General features: G+C 63.0%; 19 protein-coding genes. 10 read left to right on the top strand and 9 right to left on the bottom strand.

The window, feature by feature from the left end:
* The first annotated feature begins 46 nt into the window (after positions 1 to 46).
* Positions 47 to 523 carry an Lrp/AsnC family transcriptional regulator gene (locus tag A0O30_RS08980; protein WP_016712159.1) on the top strand — a complete coding sequence of 159 codons (477 nt, stop codon included), beginning with the start codon at positions 47 to 49 and terminating at the stop codon, positions 521 to 523.
* Positions 524 to 577: 54 nt separating this feature from the next.
* Positions 578 to 781: a DUF2788 domain-containing protein gene (locus A0O30_RS08985; protein WP_003249787.1), complete on the top strand. Its 204-nt coding sequence runs from the start codon at positions 578 to 580 to the stop codon at positions 779 to 781.
* 34 nt (positions 782 to 815) lie between these two features.
* Here A0O30_RS08985 and A0O30_RS08990 read toward each other — a convergent pair whose 3' ends face one another.
* The 6 genes from A0O30_RS08990 to A0O30_RS09020 form a co-directional block, all read right to left on the bottom strand.
* Positions 816 to 1454 carry a pseudouridine synthase gene (locus tag A0O30_RS08990; protein ID WP_105946253.1) on the bottom strand — a complete coding sequence of 213 codons (639 nt, stop codon included), beginning with the start codon at positions 1452 to 1454 and terminating at the stop codon, positions 816 to 818.
* A 6-nt stretch (positions 1455 to 1460) separates the two neighbouring features.
* Positions 1461 to 2924 (bottom strand): AMP nucleosidase, encoded by a 1464-nt coding sequence (amn, locus tag A0O30_RS08995; RefSeq protein WP_060498500.1) that lies wholly within the window; start codon positions 2922 to 2924, stop codon positions 1461 to 1463.
* Between the two features lie 175 nt (positions 2925 to 3099).
* Entirely contained in the window at positions 3100 to 4752 is a 1653-nt protein-coding gene (locus tag A0O30_RS09005; RefSeq protein ID WP_105946255.1) for an acyl-CoA dehydrogenase family protein, read from the bottom strand.
* A 179-nt stretch (positions 4753 to 4931) separates the two neighbouring features.
* A complete protein-coding gene (gene ycaC / locus A0O30_RS09010; protein WP_105946256.1) occupies positions 4932 to 5561 on the bottom strand; it encodes an isochorismate family cysteine hydrolase YcaC in 630 nt (209 codons plus the stop codon).
* A gap of 266 nt (positions 5562 to 5827) precedes the next feature.
* Positions 5828 to 6088 carry a DUF3077 domain-containing protein gene (locus A0O30_RS09015; protein WP_105946257.1) on the bottom strand — a complete coding sequence of 87 codons (261 nt, stop codon included), beginning with the start codon at positions 6086 to 6088 and terminating at the stop codon, positions 5828 to 5830.
* 387 nt (positions 6089 to 6475) lie between these two features.
* Positions 6476 to 8464, bottom strand: coding sequence for a hybrid sensor histidine kinase/response regulator (locus A0O30_RS09020; protein WP_105946258.1), 1989 nt, complete (start codon positions 8462 to 8464; stop codon positions 6476 to 6478).
* Between the two features lie 265 nt (positions 8465 to 8729).
* Here A0O30_RS09020 and A0O30_RS09025 point away from each other — a divergent pair, with 265 nt between their 5' ends.
* The 4 genes from A0O30_RS09025 (at position 8730) to A0O30_RS09040 (ending at position 12301) form a co-directional block, all read left to right on the top strand.
* Complete coding sequence (locus A0O30_RS09025; RefSeq protein WP_016712164.1) at positions 8730 to 9527, top strand: hydroxymethylpyrimidine/phosphomethylpyrimidine kinase; 798 nt, start codon at positions 8730 to 8732, stop codon at positions 9525 to 9527.
* Between the two features lie 13 nt (positions 9528 to 9540).
* The gene (thiE, locus tag A0O30_RS09030) at positions 9541 to 10164 is read left to right on the top strand and encodes a thiamine phosphate synthase (RefSeq protein ID WP_105946259.1); all 624 of its coding nucleotides are present in this window, start codon (positions 9541 to 9543) and stop codon (positions 10162 to 10164) included.
* Between the two features lie 18 nt (positions 10165 to 10182).
* Positions 10183 to 11466 (top strand): glutamate-1-semialdehyde 2,1-aminomutase, encoded by a 1284-nt coding sequence (gene hemL, locus A0O30_RS09035; RefSeq protein WP_019098013.1) that lies wholly within the window; start codon positions 10183 to 10185, stop codon positions 11464 to 11466.
* 289 nt (positions 11467 to 11755) lie between these two features.
* Positions 11756 to 12301: a tetratricopeptide repeat protein gene (locus A0O30_RS09040; RefSeq protein WP_016712168.1), complete on the top strand. Its 546-nt coding sequence runs from the start codon at positions 11756 to 11758 to the stop codon at positions 12299 to 12301.
* 3 nt (positions 12302 to 12304) lie between these two features.
* Here the strand turns inward: A0O30_RS09040 and A0O30_RS09045 are convergent, their stop codons facing one another.
* Positions 12305 to 12631: a DUF1820 family protein gene (locus tag A0O30_RS09045; protein WP_060498505.1), complete on the bottom strand. Its 327-nt coding sequence runs from the start codon at positions 12629 to 12631 to the stop codon at positions 12305 to 12307.
* 176 nt (positions 12632 to 12807) lie between these two features.
* On the opposite strand from A0O30_RS09045, the gene A0O30_RS09050 reads away from it, so the two are divergent.
* Genes A0O30_RS09050 through lnt form a run of 4 tightly spaced genes read left to right on the top strand, consistent with a single transcriptional unit; the run spans position 12808 to position 16663 of the window.
* The gene (locus A0O30_RS09050; RefSeq protein ID WP_105946260.1) at positions 12808 to 13806 is read left to right on the top strand and encodes a PhoH family protein; all 999 of its coding nucleotides are present in this window, start codon (positions 12808 to 12810) and stop codon (positions 13804 to 13806) included.
* Positions 13799 to 14272 (top strand): rRNA maturation RNase YbeY, encoded by a 474-nt coding sequence (gene ybeY / locus A0O30_RS09055; protein WP_105946261.1) that lies wholly within the window; start codon positions 13799 to 13801, stop codon positions 14270 to 14272. Before A0O30_RS09050 ends, ybeY begins: the two co-directional genes overlap by 8 nt.
* 25 nt (positions 14273 to 14297) lie before the next feature.
* Positions 14298 to 15137: an HlyC/CorC family transporter gene (locus A0O30_RS09060; protein WP_016712172.1), complete on the top strand. Its 840-nt coding sequence runs from the start codon at positions 14298 to 14300 to the stop codon at positions 15135 to 15137.
* Positions 15138 to 15145: 8 nt separating this feature from the next.
* Positions 15146 to 16663 (top strand): apolipoprotein N-acyltransferase, encoded by a 1518-nt coding sequence (gene lnt / locus A0O30_RS09065; RefSeq protein WP_105946262.1) that lies wholly within the window; start codon positions 15146 to 15148, stop codon positions 16661 to 16663.
* Between the two features lie 126 nt (positions 16664 to 16789).
* On the opposite strand, the gene A0O30_RS09070 is transcribed toward lnt, so the two are convergent.
* Positions 16790 to 17551: a YdcF family protein gene (locus tag A0O30_RS09070; protein ID WP_105946263.1), complete on the bottom strand. Its 762-nt coding sequence runs from the start codon at positions 17549 to 17551 to the stop codon at positions 16790 to 16792.
* 135 nt (positions 17552 to 17686) lie between these two features.
* Entirely contained in the window at positions 17687 to 18001 is a 315-nt protein-coding gene (locus A0O30_RS09075) for a hypothetical protein (protein ID WP_019098017.1), read from the bottom strand.
* Positions 18002 to 18227: the final 226 nt, after the last annotated feature.

Genomic DNA, 18227 nt, shown 5'->3' on the forward strand with positions numbered 1-18227 from the left:
CCTGGATTGATAATTCGCCGCAATACGAACAGAAAAGGCAAATGCCATGAGCAAACTTGACCGCTACGACCTGAGCATCCTCGCCGAATTGCAGCGCGATGCGCGCATTTCCAACCAGGAGCTGGCCGAACGCATCGGCCTGTCGCCTTCGCCATGCTCGCGTCGGGTCAAGCAACTGGAGGACGACGGCTACATCTCGCGCCAGGTAGCCCTGCTCGACCGCAAAAAGCTGGGCCTGAGCCTGACCGCGTACGTGCTGATCGGCATGGACCGTCACACCCCGGAGCGCTTCGAAACCTTCGAGGCGGCCATCCGCAACCTGCCACAGGTGCTCGAATGCAGCCTGGTCACCGGTATGGATGCCGACTATCAGCTTAAAGTGGTGGTACCCGACATGGACCACTACCAGAAACTGCTTCTAGGCAGCCTGACCCGTATAGAAGGCGTTACCAGCGTGCGTTCGAGCTTCGTGCTCAACCAGGTGCTGGCCAGTACCGAGATGCCATTGACCCACCTGCGTTAATTGCCCATGGCAGCCGGCGTATAATCGGCTGCTCAGACTGCCTGGAGAACACCGATGGATCCCGCCGTATTCGAAGAATGGATGATGATCATCCTGGTCACCGTGCTGATCGGTTTCATGGGTTTCATCGTCTGGGACCTGGCGAAAAAGTCCAAGGCCGGCAAGTTCGGTACGTTGATCCTGTTCTTCGTGTTGGGGCTGGGGGTGCTGGCCTTTATCATCAAGAGCGTGGTGGTGGGGTTTCTGGAAGGGGTCTAAGGCTCAGGAATGCCGGGAGCGCTTTGCGCTCCTGCTAGCGCTGCAATTTCGCCGGGACCTCTCGCCAGCAGCCCTGCTCCAGCCCATCCAGCGCCCAATCCCCGATCCGCACCCGCACCAGGCGCAAGGTCGGCAGCCCCACCGCCGCCGTCATCCGCCGCACCTGGCGGTTACGCCCCTCGCGGATCACCAATTCCAGCCAGCTGGTCGGCACGCTCTTGCGAAACCGTACCGGCGGGTTGCGCGGCCACAGCTCGGGTTCGTCCAGCCACCGTGCCTCGGCGGGCAAGGTAGGCCCATCGTTCAGCTCCACGCCATCACGCAAGCGCTGCAACTGCTCGTCGCTCGGTTCACCCTCCACCTGTACCCAGTACGTTTTGGCCAGCTTGTGCTTGGGGTCGGCAATGCGCGCCTGCAGCCCGCCATCGTTGGTGAGCAACAGCAAGCCTTCACTGTCGCGGTCCAGCCGCCCGGCCGGGTACACGCCCGGGATGTCGATGAAGTCCTTGAGCGTCGCCCGCCCGTCGCCATCGCTGAACTGGGTCAGCACGTCGAACGGTTTGTTGAACAGGATCAGACGCGGCTCGGCCGGTGGCGCCTTGGGCTGGCGACGCGGACCGGCGGCAGGCCGCGCCTGGGGGCGGCGCGGCTTGTTACGGGGTGGCAGTGACATGGATCCTCAGCGGAACGGCGGCTCATCGAAGCTGCGCAGTTTACGCGAGTGCAGCGAGTTGAGCTCGGTGCGCAGCAAGTCGAGCGCGGCGATGCCGATCTTCAGGTGCTGGCTGACCGCCCGGTTATAGAAGGCGTTGGCAGAGCCCGGCAGCTTGATCTCGCTGTGCAGCGGCTTGTCAGACACACACAGCAAGGTGCCGTACGGCACGCGCAAGCGATACCCTTGGGCGGCAATGGTGCCGCTTTCCATGTCTACCGCCACGGCACGCGACAGGTTGATGAGCGGGCGTTCCTGAGCCCAGCGCAACTCCCAGTTGCGGTCGTCGTAGGTCAGCACGGTGCCGGTGCGCAGGCGCTTCTTCAACTGCTCGCCACGCTCGCCGGTGACCTGGGCTGCCGCTTCCTGCAAGGCCAGCTGTACTTCGGCCAAAGCCGGGATCGGAATGTTCGGCGGTACCACCCGGTCGAGAATGCCGTCACGGCGCATGTAGGCGTGCGCCAGCACATAGTCGCCGATGGTTTGCGACTGCCGCAGGCCGCCGCAGTGGCCGATCATCAGCCAGCAGTGTGGGCGCAGCACGGCCAGGTGGTCGGTGATGTTCTTGGCGTTGGACGGGCCGACACCGATGTTGACCAGGGTGATGCCGTCGCCATCGGCGGCAATCAGGTGGTAGGCCGGCATCTGGTAGCGGTGCCAGATCACGCTGGCCACCAACGCCTGGGTTTCACCGTGGTCCATGCCCTTTTCGATCACCACATTGCCCGGCAGCACCATGCGCACGAAACGCGGGTCGTCACGCAGCTGCTCCAGGCCATGGCTGATGAACTGGTCGACATAGCGGTGGTAGTTGGTCAGCAGGATCCATGGCTGCACATGGCGCCAGTCGCTGCCGGTGTAGTGCACCAGGCGGCGCAGCGAGAAGTCGACGCGGGCGGCGTCGAACAGCGCCAGCGGAAAAATTTCGGCACGGTCCCAGTCGTACAGGCCATCGGCGATGTTGTCGGTGGCGGCCGAAAGGTCGGTGCTGGGGAACACCCGCGCCAGCTGCGCGGCGGTAATACCGCTACCGGCCAACTCGTCGCCCTGGTCGACCACGTAGGGGTAAGGGATGTTCTGCTCGCTGACGCCGACCTCTACCGTGACGGTGTAGTCGTGCATCAATGGCCGCAGTTGCTCCAGCAGGTAGCTACGGAACGCGGCTGGCTGGGTGACGGTAACGCTGTAGGTGCCGGCCACCTGGACCTTGGCGTAGGCCCGCGTGGTGGCGGCCACTTCGCCGTGGCTGTGGTAGGTCAGACGCAGTGCCGGGTAGCGGAACAGGTCGCGCTCATCGGCGCCCGGCTCGGTACGGTCCTTCAGGTAACGCTTGAGGGCCTGGCTCAGGGCCCCGGTGGCCTGTTCATGCAAGGCCGCCAGACGGTCGACGGCCTGTTCGGGAGTATCAACGACTACAAAAGCGTGGCTCACACTGTGCTTCCTGTCTGGACATGCATGTGAACCATCTTGCCTGCCTTCTTGGGTAAATACATCCCCATTGATCGGTGTTGGCTTCTTCGCGGGCACGCCCGCTCCCACAGGATATTCGCAACCCTGAGATCAGCACGGTTTCTGTGGGAGCGGGCGCGCCCGCGAAGAGGCCAACTCAGCCCTCCCAGACGGGTGTTGCTCTTGCCACCAAAGCCTCCACATCCACACCCCGCGGCAATGCCCCATACACCCGGCCACCACCTGTCAGCCGGCTACCGATAAAGGCATCACTCACCACCGCATTCCCCGCCTCCAGCAACAGCTTGGCCTGCAACGCCAGGGCAATATCTTCAGTCAACTGCCGCGCCCGGTACTGCATGTCGCCCGTATCGGCAAACGCCCCCTTGAGGTTACCGATGTGCGCGGCCAACCGTGGGTCACCATGCCCATCGCCCAGTTCGGCAAACAACGCGTCCAGCACGCCCGGCTCCTTCGACAACGCCCGCAGCACATCCAGGCATTGCACATTGCCCGAGCCTTCCCAGGTCGAGTTGACCGGTGCTTCGCGGTACAGCCGCGGCAGGATGCTGTCCTCCACATAACCCGCACCGCCCAGGCATTCGGCTGCCTCGTTGATCATGGCCGGCGCACGCTTGCAGATCCAGTACTTGCCCACGGCCGTGACCAGCCGGGCGAAATGCGCCTGCTGCGGGTCGTCGAGCTGCTCCAGCGCCTGCCCCATGCGCAGGCTCAGGGCCAGCGCGGCCTCGCTTTCCAGGGCCAGGTCGGCCAGCACGTTCTGCATCAGCGGTTGTTCATTCAGCACCCGGCCACCGACCTTGCGGTGCGCGCAGTGGTGAGCCGCCTGAGTCAGCGCCTGGCGCATCAAGGCGCTGGAGCCGACCATGCAGTCGAAGCGGGTCATGGCCACCATCTCGATGATGGTCGGCACGCCCCGCCCTTCCTCGCCAATCATCCACGCCAGCGCCCCCCGGAACTCCACCTCGCTGGAGGCATTGGAGCTGTTGCCGAGCTTGTTCTTCAGCCGCTGGATGTAGAACTGATTGCGGCTGTCGTCCGGGCGATGGCGCGGCAGCAGGAAGCAGCTCAGGCCTTTTTCAGTCTGGGCCAGGGTCAGGAAGGCATCACACATGGGCGCCGAGCAGAACCACTTGTGCCCCACCAGCTCGTAGGCCTGGCCCGGGCCGGGTGCCCCCACCGGATAGGCCCGCGTGGTATTGGCGCGCACATCGGTGCCGCCCTGCTTCTCGGTCATGGCCATGCCTAGGGTAACCCCCGCCTTGTGCCGGTCACCGATGTTGCGCGGGTCATATTCACAGGCCAGGATTTTCGGCAGCCAGTATTCGGCCAGCTCGGGCTGCAGGCGCAGCGCCGGCACGGCGGCGAAGGTCATGGTCAGCGGGCAGCCGGTCCCGGCCTCGGCCTGGCTGTGCAGGTAGGTCATGGAAGCCCGCGCCACATGTGCGCCAGCGCGGGGCTCGGCCCAGGGTAAAGAAGGCAGGCCGTGTTCGACGGCCGTTCGCATCAGTTCGTGGTAGGCGGGGTGGAACTCGACCAGGTCGATGCGATGACCATAGCGGTCGTGGCTGATGAATTCCGGTTTGTGTGCGTTGGCCAGGAAACCTGCCTGCATCAGCGGGCCGCCAGCCAGGGCACCGTAGGCGTCGATCCGCGACTCGGCCCAGCCTGCGCCGAAACGCCGGGACCATTCCTGCAGCGGCAGGTCGAGGCGGTAGAGGTTGGCGCCGTCGAGGGGCGGAGGCTGGTTGGTGACTTCGTGGGTTTCAGCGTACTGGTGCAGGTTCATCGGGGGCTCCTGGATCCGGGTAGGCTTGAGAGACCCAGTGAAGCACTGGTTGCGGGGGAGTCAAAGGGGCATTAATGACGAAACGTGGGGTGGGGGGCATGGTTTGAGGATGTGTGAGGGCTTACAGGTGCTCGCCACAACAGTTGCAGCACCTGTTAGCCCTCACCCAATCTCCCGCCTTACTTCTCGGCAGTCAGTGCGTTGTAGCTGGTAATCAGGTTGCGATAGTCCGGGATGTGGTTGGAGCACAGCGCCGCCAGCCCTTCGATATCGTTGCGCCAGTCGCGGTGCAGCTCACAGGCCACGCCAAACCAGGTCATCAGCTGGGCACCCGCCCGGCTCATGCGGTCATGGGCAGCATCGCGGGTCATTTCGTTGAAGGTGCCGGAAGCATCGGTCACCACAAACACATCGAACTCTTCTTCCAGGGCCGCCAGCGCCGGGAAGGCTACACAAACCTCAGTCACCACACCGGCAATGATCAGCTGCTTCTTGCCAGTGGCCTTCACCGCCTTGACGAAATCTTCGTTGTCCCAGGCGTTGATCTGGCCAGGGCGGGCAATGTAAGGCGCATCCGGGAACAGCGCTTTCAGCTCTGGCACCAGCGGGCCGTTGGGGCCTTGCTCGAAGCTGGTGGTCAGGATGGTCGGCAGGTTGAAGAACTTGGCCAGGTCAGCCAGGGCCAGCACGTTGTTCTTGAACTTGTCCGGTTCGATGTCGCGCACCAGCGACAGCAGGCCCGCCTGGTGGTCTACCAGCAGTACGGCAGCGTCGTCTTTGTTCAGGCGGTTATAGGTGAATTTGCTCATGGTCTGTGCTCCTAAGGTTTATGAATTTTTCAGCTATTCGGGTGTTTCGCGTTGATGGGCACAGATTAAAATCATCACCTTCACGGCAGTAGTCAGCAGAAATTGGCTTTAGCGTTCTGTTTTATGAACGATTGATTTGTAGGGGCTGTGCCGGCCTCTTCGCGGCTAAAGCCGCTCCCACAGGGTCAGATGCTGGCCGTATGACTTGCGCAGTACCTGTGGGAGCGGGTTCACCCGCGAAAGGGCGGGTACAGCCCATACAAAAGTCAGCGCATCAAGCCCAACTCGGCATCATCCAGCAACGCCTTGGCCATGGCTGAGAAGTAGTGCGAAGCCCAGAGCATCTGCTGGTCGCCATCCATCAAGCCGGTCAGCGACAGGTCCCGTGCATAACCCATCAGCTCCGAGGCTTGCTCGCGGGCACTGCGGCAGGGGATGCCTTCGGCTATGCGGAACAGCGGATGGGTTTGGCCTTCGCCTTGGAAGAAATAGGTGACGCCTGGGGTGGTTTTGGTTTCGTCGGTCATGGATTCTCCTGAATGCTCGTTGACCGCCGCTTCCGTTTCCACAGGAAGGGTGGCGGCTGTACACGGGGTGGAAACCCGAGTGCATTCAGGGAAAACTCGGTAGGCACAAGGCCTCCCGGGTACAGCCGCCATGAACGACATACCCTGAAATGCTTGCTACAGGTTTCCACACCCGATCGCTGAACCGTCAGCGACAGGCAAAGCCTATTAGGCGGGATTTGCAGGAACAATCAGACGCGTGTCGACAGGAGTTGTAGGGTATTTCGCAGTGGATGGAGTTTCCAGTGCCGGTGCGTAGGAAGAGTCTGGAGTTGTTGTAGCCTATGGGAGCGGGCGAGTCGGGGCGCCGAACCGCCGCGAAGGGCTGCAAAGCAGCCCCAATAAAACCTACAGCGAACGCCGCGCCTGCAGAATGCTCGGGCTCATCTGCACCTGCGAAATCGCCATGTTCAAGCTCAACTCGAACCGGCTCCCCAACCCGCGCGTCGACTCATGTGCCAACCGCGCCCCCAGCAATTCCCCCATCTGCCGGCAGATCGACAAGCCAATCCCCAACCCGCCATAGCGCCGGGTCATCGACCCATCCACCTGGAAGAACCGCTGGTACAGGGTCGACTGCTCAAGGTCATCAAAACCGATCCCGCTGTCACTGACCGTAAAGGTCAACGCCAGATCCCCCGGCCCTACCCGGCGCCCGCGCACCTGGATCATCACCCCGCCCTGGTGGGTGAACTTCAACCCGTTCTCCACCAGGCAGCCAAGGCAGCGGGCCAGTTTCTCTCCATCGCCCTCCAGCGCATCCGGCAGGTCAGCCGGGATATCCAGGCTCAGGTACAAGCCTTTGCCCAAGGCCTGCCCGGCATAACCGGCGCGCAACCCCTGCAGCAGTGTGCGCAGGCTGAACGGCGCCGGTTGCGCACGCAGGCGGCCGGCCTGCAATTCAGACAAGGTGAGAATGGCATCGACCATGTCCATCATCCCCTGCGCAGACCCCACCGCCGTGCGGTGGTACTGGGCCATCTCGGCCTCCATCGGCAGGGTGTGCATCAGTTCCAGCGAGCCGATCACGCCATTCATCGGGGTGCGCAGTTCGTGGGTCACACTGGCCAGAAACTCATCCTTCAACCGGTTGCTCCTGGCCAGTTGCAGGTTCAACTGCTCCAGCGTGCGTCCGGTTTCGCGCAAGGTTTGCGCCTGCTGCTCGCGCAGGCTGTTGATGCGGTCGGCCAGCGCCAGCGACAGCAATGCCACCTCCAGCGCCGAACCCAGCTGGCTGGCATACATGGTGATGAACACGTTCGGCAGGTACCCCAGCACCATCAACGTGTTGACCAGCCCGCCGAGCAGGAAGGCCGTCCAGGCAATGATGAACCAGCGCGCCACGCGCAAGCCCCGCCACCAGGCGTACAGCCCCGCACTGAAGATGCTCACGGTAAACAGCAAGGCCAGCAGCGTGGCCATGCGCAGGGCAATGCCGTAGGGCACGCTCACCGCCATTACCATGACCAACGCACCGCCCAGCATCAGTAACTGCAGCAACCGGTCGAAACCACGGCTGATGTTGTCCAGTTGCAGGAAATGCCGGGCAAACTGGCAACCGAACAGGCCTGCCGCACCGATGAACAGCGGTGTCGAGGCATTCGCCCACCAGGGGCTGTCCGGCCAGAAATAAGCGACACCCGCACCGTTCACCGACACCTGATAGAAACCGAACGAGGCGATGTAAAGGATGTAATAGAGGTAGCTGACGTCGCGCACGCTCAGGTAGATGAACAGGTTGTACACCAGCATCACCAACAGCACGCCGTAGATCATCCCCAGCACATACAGGCGCGTGGGCTGCTCTTCCATATAGGCTTCAGGGGACCACAGCGCCAGCGGTGCCTGCACCGAGCCCTGGCTGTGCAGGCGCAGGTAGGCGGTGGTCACCTCGCCTGGCGGCAACGGCAGTTCGAACAGGTAGTTGTTCTGCCGGATCTGCCGGCTGTCGTAGGGCAAGGCATCACCGGTGCGCTGCGCCAGGCGGTAGACGCCGCCGCTATCAGGCAAATACAGCTCCAGGTGGTCCAGCGGCGGGTAAGCCAGCTCCAGTAGCCACTGCCGAGGGGCAGCGCCGGGCGCGGCAACCGGGCGCAGCTCGACCTTGAGCCAGAACACCGAGGTGGAGTAACCGGCATTCAGCACGTCTTTATCGTGGGGGCGGAAATGTTTGGCGAACCCGGGGGCACTGACCTGGGCGATGCTGGCATTGCCATCAAGGTCTTCATACACCTGCATGGCCTTGCCCAATGGAAGGTGCTGCGTAGCGCTGTCGAAATCGACCGCTCCAGCCAGCACGGGCAGCAAGCCCAGAAGCACAATCAGCAAATAGCGCATACAGCCCCAGCATGGCCTGTCCGGTCGCGTCGCGGTTGCCTCCCATCCGTTTGAGACGACGTGATCCTGCAGAACCCGTTTGTCGAGTTATCCGAGCACTCTAGCATAGCTTCGCAACCTGGCAATCGGCCATATGAAAAATCAAAGAAAAGGCTCTAAATCAATACTTTCAGAAGAATCCAACAATAAATTCTGACCGATTGATCAACAAAACTCATTTGTCGGACGATCCGCCCAAACAGGTTTGGTGGTAAGCTCGCCGACCATGAATACCTACAGCTCCCGCCCCGTTGTCCTCTGTCTCTCCGGCCACGACCCAAGTGGCGGCGCCGGCTTGCAGGCAGATATCGAAGCCCTGATCGCCCAAGGCTGTCACGCCGCGCCCGCCGTGACCGCCCTGACCGTGCAGGATACCGTCAACGTTTCCGACTTCCGCGTGCTCGACCGCGAGTGGGTACTGGCCCAGGCCAATGCCGTGCTGGCCGACTCCACGGTGGCCGCCGTCAAGCTGGGCATGCTCGGCTCGATCGAGATGGTCGACACCGTGGCCGAGCTGCTGGCTGCCCATCCGCACCTGCCGCTGGTGTGCGACCCGGTGCTGCGTGCCGGTGGCGGTGGCCGCCTGGGCAAGGACGAAGTGGGCTACGCCCTGCGCGAACGCCTGCTGCCACTGGCGACCATCGCCACGCCTAACCTGCCTGAAGCGCGCATCCTCGCCGAACTGCCCGAAGGCACCGCCGACGAGTGTGCCGAGAAACTCTTGCCGTTCTGTAGACACCTGCTGATTACCGGCGGTCACGGCGACGAAGACGAAATCCACAACCGCCTGTACACCCAGGACGGCAAGCACCACACCTGGACCTGTCAGCGCCTGCCGGGCAGCTATCACGGCTCGGGCTGCACCCTGGCCAGCGCCCTGGCCGGCCGACTGGCCCTTGGCGAGCAACTGGAAAGCGCCGTACGCAGCGCACTGGACTACACCTGGCGCACCCTGCGTGACGCCGAACAGCTGGGCAAAGGCCAGTACGTGCCGCGTCGCCTGCCCCTGGACTTCTGCTCCTGATACGAGGCCTTCCATGAAGCTACGCGGTCTGTACGCCATCACCGACAGCCAGCTGCTCGCCGGCCGTTTCCTGTCCCATGTCGAGGCGGCACTGGAAGGCGGCGTGTGCCTGCTGCAGTACCGCGACAAAAGCGACGACGCCGCGCGCCGCCTGCGCGAAGCCGAAGGGCTGATGAAGCTCTGCGAGCGCTACGGCACCCAACTGCTCATCAACGACGACGCCGAACTGGCCGCACGCCTGGGCGTCGGCGTGCACCTGGGCCAGACCGATGGCCCGCTGACCCCGGCCCGTGCCCTGCTCGGCCGCCACGCAATCATCGGCTCCACCTGCCACGCCAGCCTCGACCTGGCCGCCCAGGCCGCCAGCGAAGGGGCCAGCTACGTGGCCTTTGGCCGCTTCTTCAATTCCGTCACCAAGCCGGGTGCACCCGCTGCCAACGTCCAACTGCTGGAGCAGGCACGCGCCCAGGTGAAACTGCCGATCGCGGTGATCGGCGGCATCACCCTCGACAACGCCGCCCCGCTGGTCGCCCACGGCGCCGACCTGCTGGCGGTGATCCACGGCCTGTTCGGTGCCGACAGCGCGCAGGAAGTTACCCGCCGCGCCCGCGCCTTCAACGCTTTGTTCGCATCCTGATTTCGAGAGAATTTTTTCATGTCCCGTTCTGAAGACCTGTTCGCCAAAGCCCAGAAGCACATCCCCGGTGGCGTCAACTCGCCAGTGCGCGCTTTCAAAAGCGTGGGCGGCACGCCGCTGTTCTTCAAGCATGCCGAAGGCGCCTACGTCGTTGACGAGGACGACAAGCGCTATGTCGACTATGTCGGCTCCTGGGGCCCGATGATCCTCGGCCACGGCCACCCGGACGTGCTGGAGTCGGTACGCAAGCAGCTGGAGCATGGCCTGTCCTATGGCGCACCGACCGCCATGGAAACCGACATGGCCGACCTGGTCTGCTCGCTGGTACCGTCCATGGAAATGGTGCGTATGGTCAGCTCGGGCACCGAGGCCACCATGAGCGCCATCCGCCTGGCCCGTGGCTACACCGGCCGTGATGCCATCATCAAGTTCGAAGGCTGCTACCACGGCCACTCCGACAGCCTGCTGGTAAAAGCCGGTTCCGGCCTGCTGACCCAGGGCGTGCCAAGCTCGGCGGGCGTACCGGCCGACTTCGCCAAGCACACCCTGACCCTGCCGTTCAACGACATCGCCGCCGTCGAGAAGACCCTGGCCGACGTCGGCCAGACCGTGGCCTGCATCATCGTCGAGCCGGTGGCGGGCAACATGAACTGCGTACCGCCGGCACCTGGCTTCCTCGAAGGCCTGCGCGAGCAGTGCGACAAGCACGGCGTGGTGCTGATCTTCGACGAAGTGATGACCGGCTTCCGCGTTTCCCTGGGCGGCGCCCAGGGCCACTACGGCATCAAGCCGGACCTGTCCACCTTCGGCAAGATCGTCGGTGGCGGCATGCCGGTCGGCTGCTTCGGCGGCAAGCGCGAGATCATGGGCTGCATCGCCCCGCTTGGCCCGGTCTACCAGGCCGGCACCCTGTCGGGCAACCCGCTGGCCATGGCCGCCGGCCTGACCACGCTGAAGCTGATCAGCCGCCCAGGCTTCCATGCCGAGCTGACCGACTACACCAGCCGCATGCTCGACGGCCTGCAACAGCGCGCCGATGCCGCTGGCATACCGTTCGTCACCACCCAGGCCGGTGCCATGTTCGGCCTGTACTTCAGCGGCGCCGACGACATCGTCACCTTCGAAGACGTGATGGCCAGCGATGCCGAGCGCTTCAAGCGCTTCTTCCATTTGATGCTGGACGGTGGCGTGTACCTGGCACCAAGCGCATTCGAGGCAGGCTTCACCTCCATCGCCCATGGCGACAAAGAGTTGCAGATCACCCTCGATGCGGCTGAAAAGGCCTTTGCTGCCCTGAAGTAAAACGCTGCACCGGCTTTTTGTGGGAGCGGCCTTGCGTCGCGAAAGGGCCGCAAAGCGGCCCCAGGATTTCAGCAAAAATGCACAAATTGCTGGGGCTGCTTCGCAGCCCTTTCGCGACGCAAGGCCGCTCCCACAGAGGCCGGTACAGACAACAAATGGCCCAGCACAATCAGCTGACTTCCCCAACCAAGCAGAAATTCGAGTAAAACTTTGTAAGGTTGGCGCTGCTTATCCCATAATGTGCCACCAGAGACATTGGCCGCAGCTTTGCAGAGGTAAGTCGATCCCCATGAACCGCACCGGCCGCGCCCTGACATTGGGCTGCCTGTTGCTTCTTCAGCCCCTGCTGGCCCTGGCGGAGGGCGGTAACTCGTTGCTCATTCCAGCAACGGGCCGCTGCACCTTGAACGTCCAGCCAGAAGACCTGGCAAACGCCCTCAAGGCCTGCGAGCAGACGGCAACCGCAGGGGATGCCCAGGCACAGTTCGAACTGGGCGAGTACTTCTACACGCAAACGCCAAAAAACCTCGACAAAGCCCTGGACTGGTTCCAGAAAGCTTCGCTGCAAGGCCACGCCGACGCGCAGTACCGCCTGGGGGCCATGTTCTTCCATGGCGAAGGGGTCAAGGCCAACAACGTGCAGGCCTACATTCTGCTGAAGATGGCCGCCGTCAACGGCGCAGAAGATGCGCTGGACATGGCCGACGAAGTGACCGAGCAAATGCCCCGCGACGAGCTTGAACACGCCACTCAGGTGCTCGGCCAGATCTTCCGCAAGTACCTGCTGGAACTGCAGAACGCCGAAGGGCGTACGCCGTTCTCGCCGCTCCCCTGAGGCTTACTTTTCCGGCATCGGCATCGGGAACGGCATGACATTGCCTCCGCCCTTGGCTTCGCTGATCTTGGCCGTGCCCAGGCGCTCCACCTCATCGATGCGCACGATCGAGTGCATCGGCACAAAACTGCGGACTACCCCCTCGAACTGGCTCTTGAGCTTTTCCTCGCTCGGGTCCACCACCAGTTGCGAGCGCTCGCCGAACACGAACTCCTCGATTTCCAGAAAGCCCCACAGGTCGCTCTGGTAGATCTGCTTGGCATACATCTCGAAGACCTGCCCCTGGTTGAGGAAGATCACTTTATAGATGGCAGGTTCGCGTTTGCTCATGTTCGGCGGGATAACACATGCGTAAGAAAAGGCGGGCATCATAGCAGACAGGTTTGCTGATCTGTGTCGGCTGTACCGGCCCTACATACCGTTGAACGTTTCAGTGCTTTCGCCACTGCCATTCAAGGGTTATTCTTGAGTTCACATCCATTGCCGTCGAGCGGCTAAAAACGACCTTGAACGCACCCATAGAACCCCATCGTTTCATCCTCGAGCCCTTCGAGGCCCACCGTTTCGCCAACCTGTGCGGCCAGTTCGACGAGCACCTGCGCCTGATCGAACAGCGCCTGGCCATCGAAATCCGCAACCGCGGCAATCAGTTCGAACTGATCGGCGAACCCAAGACCACTTCCGCTGCCGAACAGCTGCTGCGCCGTCTCTACCGCGAGACCAAGGCCACCGACCTGTCGCCGGAAACCGTACACCTGTACCTGCAGGAGTCGGCCGTCGAGAACATTGACAACCCGGCCGTCAACGAGGTCAGCGTGTCGCTGCGTACGCGCAAGGGCAACATTCGCCCGCGCGGGCTCAACCAGCAGCGCTACGTGAAGGAAATCCTGGCCAACGACATCAACTTCGGCATCGGGCCGGCCGGTACCGGCAAGACCTACCTGGCCGTGGCCTGTGCCGTGGACGCACTGGAGCGTGAACAGGTACGCCGCATCCTGCTGGTACGCCCGGCGGTCGAGGCGGGCGAAAAGCTCGGCTTCCTGCCCGGCGACCTGGCGCAGAAGATCGACCCGTACCTGCGCCCGCTGTACGACGCCCTGTACGAAATGCTCGGCTTCGAACACGTGGCCAAGCTGATCGAGCGCCAGGTGATCGAGATCGCCCCGCTGGCCTACATGCGTGGCCGCACCCTGAACAACAGCTTCATCATCCTCGACGAAAGCCAGAACACCACGCTGGAACAGATGAAAATGTTCCTCACCCGCATCGGTTTCGGCTCCACGGCGGTGATTACCGGCGACATCACCCAGGTCGACCTGCCACGTGGCACCAAGTCGGGCCTGGCACACGTCATCGAGGTGCTGAAAGACGTTCCGGGTATCAGCTTTACCCACTTCCAACCCAAAGATGTGGTTCGTCACCCACTGGTGCAGCGCATTGTCGAAGCCTACGACCGCTTCGAAGCCCGCCAGGCCAATCCCGAGGCGCCCGGCAAAGATGCTTGAACTTGATATTCAACGGGCCACGGACGCTGCCGCCCCGGATGACGCTGCCTTCCGCCGCTGGTGCGAACTGGCCCTGCGCCAGCGCAGTGCCGACTCGGAAATGACCATTCGCCTGGTCGACGAAGCCGAAGGCCGCGAGCTGAACCACACCTACCGGCACAAGGACTACGCGACCAACGTGCTGTCGTTCCCGGCCGACGTGCCTGACGACCTGCTCGATATCCCGCTGCTGGGCGACTTGGTGATCTGCGTGGCGGTGGTCGAGCGCGAAGCGGCCGAACAGGGCAAGTCGCTCGAAGCGCACTGGGCACACCTGGTCATGCACGGTTGCCTGCACCTGCTCGGCTACGACCACATCGAGGATGAGGAAGCCGAGGAAATGGAAAGCCTGGAACGGGAATTGCTGGCAGAACTGGGTCACCCCGACCCGTACGCCGACGATGAAACCGACTCAATCACACACTGAAACACGAAGGATCACGAGAACCGCCATGAGCGAAGATCGATCGAGCAACGGGCAGAAGTCCTGGCTGGGTAAACTGACCCAGGCTTTTGCCCATGAGCCGAAAAACCGCCAGGAGCTGCTTGAGCTGCTGCGCGAAGCCCACCAGAACAAGCTGCTGGACAGCGAAGCACTGACCATCGTCGAAGGCGCCATCCAGGTCGCCGACCTGCAGGTTCGCGACATCATGGTCCCGCGTTCGCAGATGATCAGCATCAAGGCCAGCCAGTCGCCGCGTGAATTCCTGCCGGCGGTGATCGACGCCGCGCACTCGCGCTACCCGGTAATCGGCGAAAGCCACGACGACGTACTCGGGATCCTGCTCGCCAAAGACCTGCTGCCGCTGATCCTCAAGGAAAACGGCGACAGCTTCAACATCAAGGACCTGCTGCGCCCGGCCACCTTCGTGCCCGAGTCCAAGCGCCTGAACGTGTTGCTGCGCGAGTTCCGTGCCAACCATAACCACATGGCCATCGTCATCGACGAATACGGCGGTGTGGCGGGCCTGGTGACCATCGAGGACGTGCTGGAGCAGATCGTTGGCGACATCGAGGATGAGCACGACGTCGAGGAAGACAGCTACATCAAGCCGCTGCCCAGCGGTGACTTCCTGGTGAAGGCGCTTACCCCGATCGACAACTTCAACGAGTTCTTCGACAGCGAGTTCTCCGATGACGAGTTCGACACGGTCGGCGGCCTGGTGATGAGCGCCTTCGGCCACCTGCCCAAGCGCAACGAAACTACCGAGATCGGGTCTTACAAGTTCCGTATTCTCAACGCCGACAGCCGGCGGATACACTTGCTGCGCCTGACCCCGATCACCCGTTAAGGACAAACATGCGTTGGATCACCCGCCCCGGCTGGCCCGGTAACCTGCTGGCCCTGGCGGCCGGTGCCTCCACACTCCTGGCCCTGGCGCCGTTCGACATCTGGCCGCTGGCCGTGTTGTCCATCGCCATGCTCTACCTTGGCCTGCGCGAGCTCAGCCCGCGCCAGGCCATGTGGCGTGGCTGGTGGTTCGGTTTTGGCCTGTATGGCGCCGGCACCTGGTGGATTTACGTCAGCATGAACACCTACGGCGGCGCCTCGCCGCTGCTGGCGATTCTGCTGCTGCTGGCGTTCTTCGCCGCATTGGCCTGGTTCTTTGCCTTGCCTACCTGGCTGTGGGCACGCTGGCTACGGCGCAACGAAGCGCCGCTGGCCGATGCCCTGTGCTTCGCTGCACTGTGGCTGCTGCAAGAGGCCTTCCGCGGCTGGTTCCTGACCGGTTTCCCCTGGCTTTACGCCGGCTACAGCCAGCTGGACGGCCCGCTGGCCGGCCTGGCGCCGCTGGGTGGCGTGTGGCTGATTTCCTTCACGCTGGCGCTCACTGCTGCCCTGCTGTGCAACCTGCACCGCCTGCGTGCCCGCCCCTCCTTCCTGGCCGTGGGCTGCCTGCTGTTGTTGGCCCCATGGGCGCTGGGCCTGGCGCTCAAGGGCCACGCCTGGACCAAACCGGTAGGTGACCCGTTGAAAGTGGCGGCCATTCAGGGCAACGTCGAGCAAGACCTGAAATGGGACCCTGCGCACATCGACGCGCAGCTGGCGCTGTACCGTGACCTGAGCCTCAGCTCAAAGCCCGTGGATCTGCTGGTGTGGCCAGAAACGGCAGTGCCGGTGCTCAAGGACCAGGCCCAAGGCTACATCGACGTGATGGGCCGTTTTGCTGCCGAGCGGCATTCGGCGCTGATCACCGGCGTGCCAGTGCGGGAAGTGGTGCACCATCAACGCCGCTACTACAACGGCATCACCGTGACCGGTGAAGGTGACGGCACCTACCTCAAGCAGAAGCTGGTGCCGTTTGGCGAGTACGTACCGCTGCAGGATATGCTGCGTGGCGCCATCGAGTTCTTCAACCTGCCCATGTCGGACTTCGCCCGTGGGCCGGAAGACCAGCCACTGCTGCAGGCCAAGGGTTACCAGATTGCGCCGTACATCTGCTACGAAGTGGTCTACCCCGAGTTTGCCGCTGGCCTGGCGGCACGCAGCGACCTGCTGCTGACTATCAGCAACGACACCTGGTTCGGCACCTCGATCGGCCCCCTGCAGCACCTGCAGATGGCACAGATGCGCGCACTGGAAGCCGGCCGCTGGATGATCCGAGCCACCAACAACGGCGTGACCGCGCTGATCGACCCGTTTGGCCGTATTACCACGCAGATTCCGCAGTTCCAGCAGGCGGTGCTGTATGGTGAGGTGGTGCCGATGCAACAACTGACGCCTTACCTGCAATGGCGTTCGTGGCCGTTGGCGATTGTCTGTGTACTGTTGCTGGGCTGGGCATTGCTGGCTGGGCGCATCGCCAAAACCGTCTGAGTTTTCCTGTAGCGGCCTCTTCGCGGGCAAGCCCGCTCCCACAGGATTTTCACAGCCTGGAAGGCATGTGCAGTACCTGTGGGAGCGGGCTTGCCCGCGAAGAGGCCTGCACAGAAGATGCAAGGCTCAATAGAAAATCCGATACCCCACCAACCCCACCACCTCATTAAACAACTGCCCGCTCTGCCACATCGCCCGGCTCTCCGGCAGCAACCCGCCAAACGGCCGCGCATGATCCTGCCCCAGGAACCCCACCGGCGCCGGCACCACCTCGAACCCCGCCTGCTCGAAGCTCCAGCGCGAGCGCTGCATATGCCAGGCCTGTGTCACCACCACCACACGGCGAATCCCCAACGGCTGCAGCACCTTGGCCGTGAACTGGGCATTTTCCCAGGTCGTGCGGCTGGCCTCTTCGCGCCACTTCACGTCAACAGCAAAGTCTTCATGCAGGCGATCAGCCATCAACCGCGCCTCACTCGGCGGCGTGCCATAGTGCAACCCTCCACTGGTCAGCACCGGAAGGCCTGACGCCTTGGCCAACTGCGCAGCAAAACGCATGCGCTCCAAAGCCGTGGCCGTGGGCTGGTCGCTACCGCCCCAGGCCGGGTCGCCGCGCTCACGCCCTGCGCCCAGCACCACAATGGCATCTGCCCGCCGCGCAAGAGCGGCCCAGTCGTTTACAGCCAACGGAGGCTCGCTTTCCAGCCTATGGGCGGTTTCCTGCACCACCAGCGGTAAACTCATCAGCCACAGGCCACCAAGCCCCACGGCAAAGCACAGCGCCGCCAACCGTGGCCGACGTGCACGCAGCCACCACGCCGCAAGCAGCAGCAGAAACAGGATGCCCGGCGGCATCAGCCATTGTTTGATGAAGAATCGGATCGGCATCGGCCACACCTCCTTGGCAGGCGTGCAGCCTAGAAGGATCGGCGCCGGTCAACAAGGGTGCGGCCGGCGCCGATCGTGAGTTGTGTGATAGTGAAGAACCGGCGCGCGATAGCCCGCGCCTGGCGTCCTGAACGGCTAGCGATGTGGCAGCGTCCTGGATCTCGCCGTATTGGCGGGGCGTTTCTTGTCCTTGAGCCAGATGATCTTGGCCGATGTCGGCTCCGCTTGCGGGTAACTGCCGACAGAGGCATTGTGGCGCTCCGGGAGGGATTCCAGGTAAGCCTTGATCACTTCGAACTCTGCGTGGCTCAGGCCACGCAACTCCAGCTCGGCTGGCATCTCGTCGCGCAATCGTACCGAGGTCCTTGCCACTTCCAGTGCCAGGCCAAGCCGGTCGATCAGGCGCTCGTAAAGCTCCGGTTTCATTGCGGGTAGCTGCGTCTCTCCCATCCGTTCACCTCAATTGAAGATAAAGAATATCTCCCCCCACACCTGAGCTTAGCGGCGCCATGAAAAGCAGCCGGGTGCTGCGACCAGCGGCCATTCGCAACGAAGGTTTCCCACGATGCGCAGCGCTGCTGTATGCTACGGCGTTCACTCTAAACGACACCGGAGTGCCGGACGCAGCGAGGTTCCGCTGCCTGGAACAAGGTCTCTTCTCTCTCAGCCAAAAGTA

It is taken from the genome of Pseudomonas sp. LLC-1 (assembly GCF_002992185.1).
Taxonomy (GTDB): Bacteria; Pseudomonadota; Gammaproteobacteria; order Pseudomonadales; family Pseudomonadaceae; genus Aquipseudomonas; species Aquipseudomonas monteilii.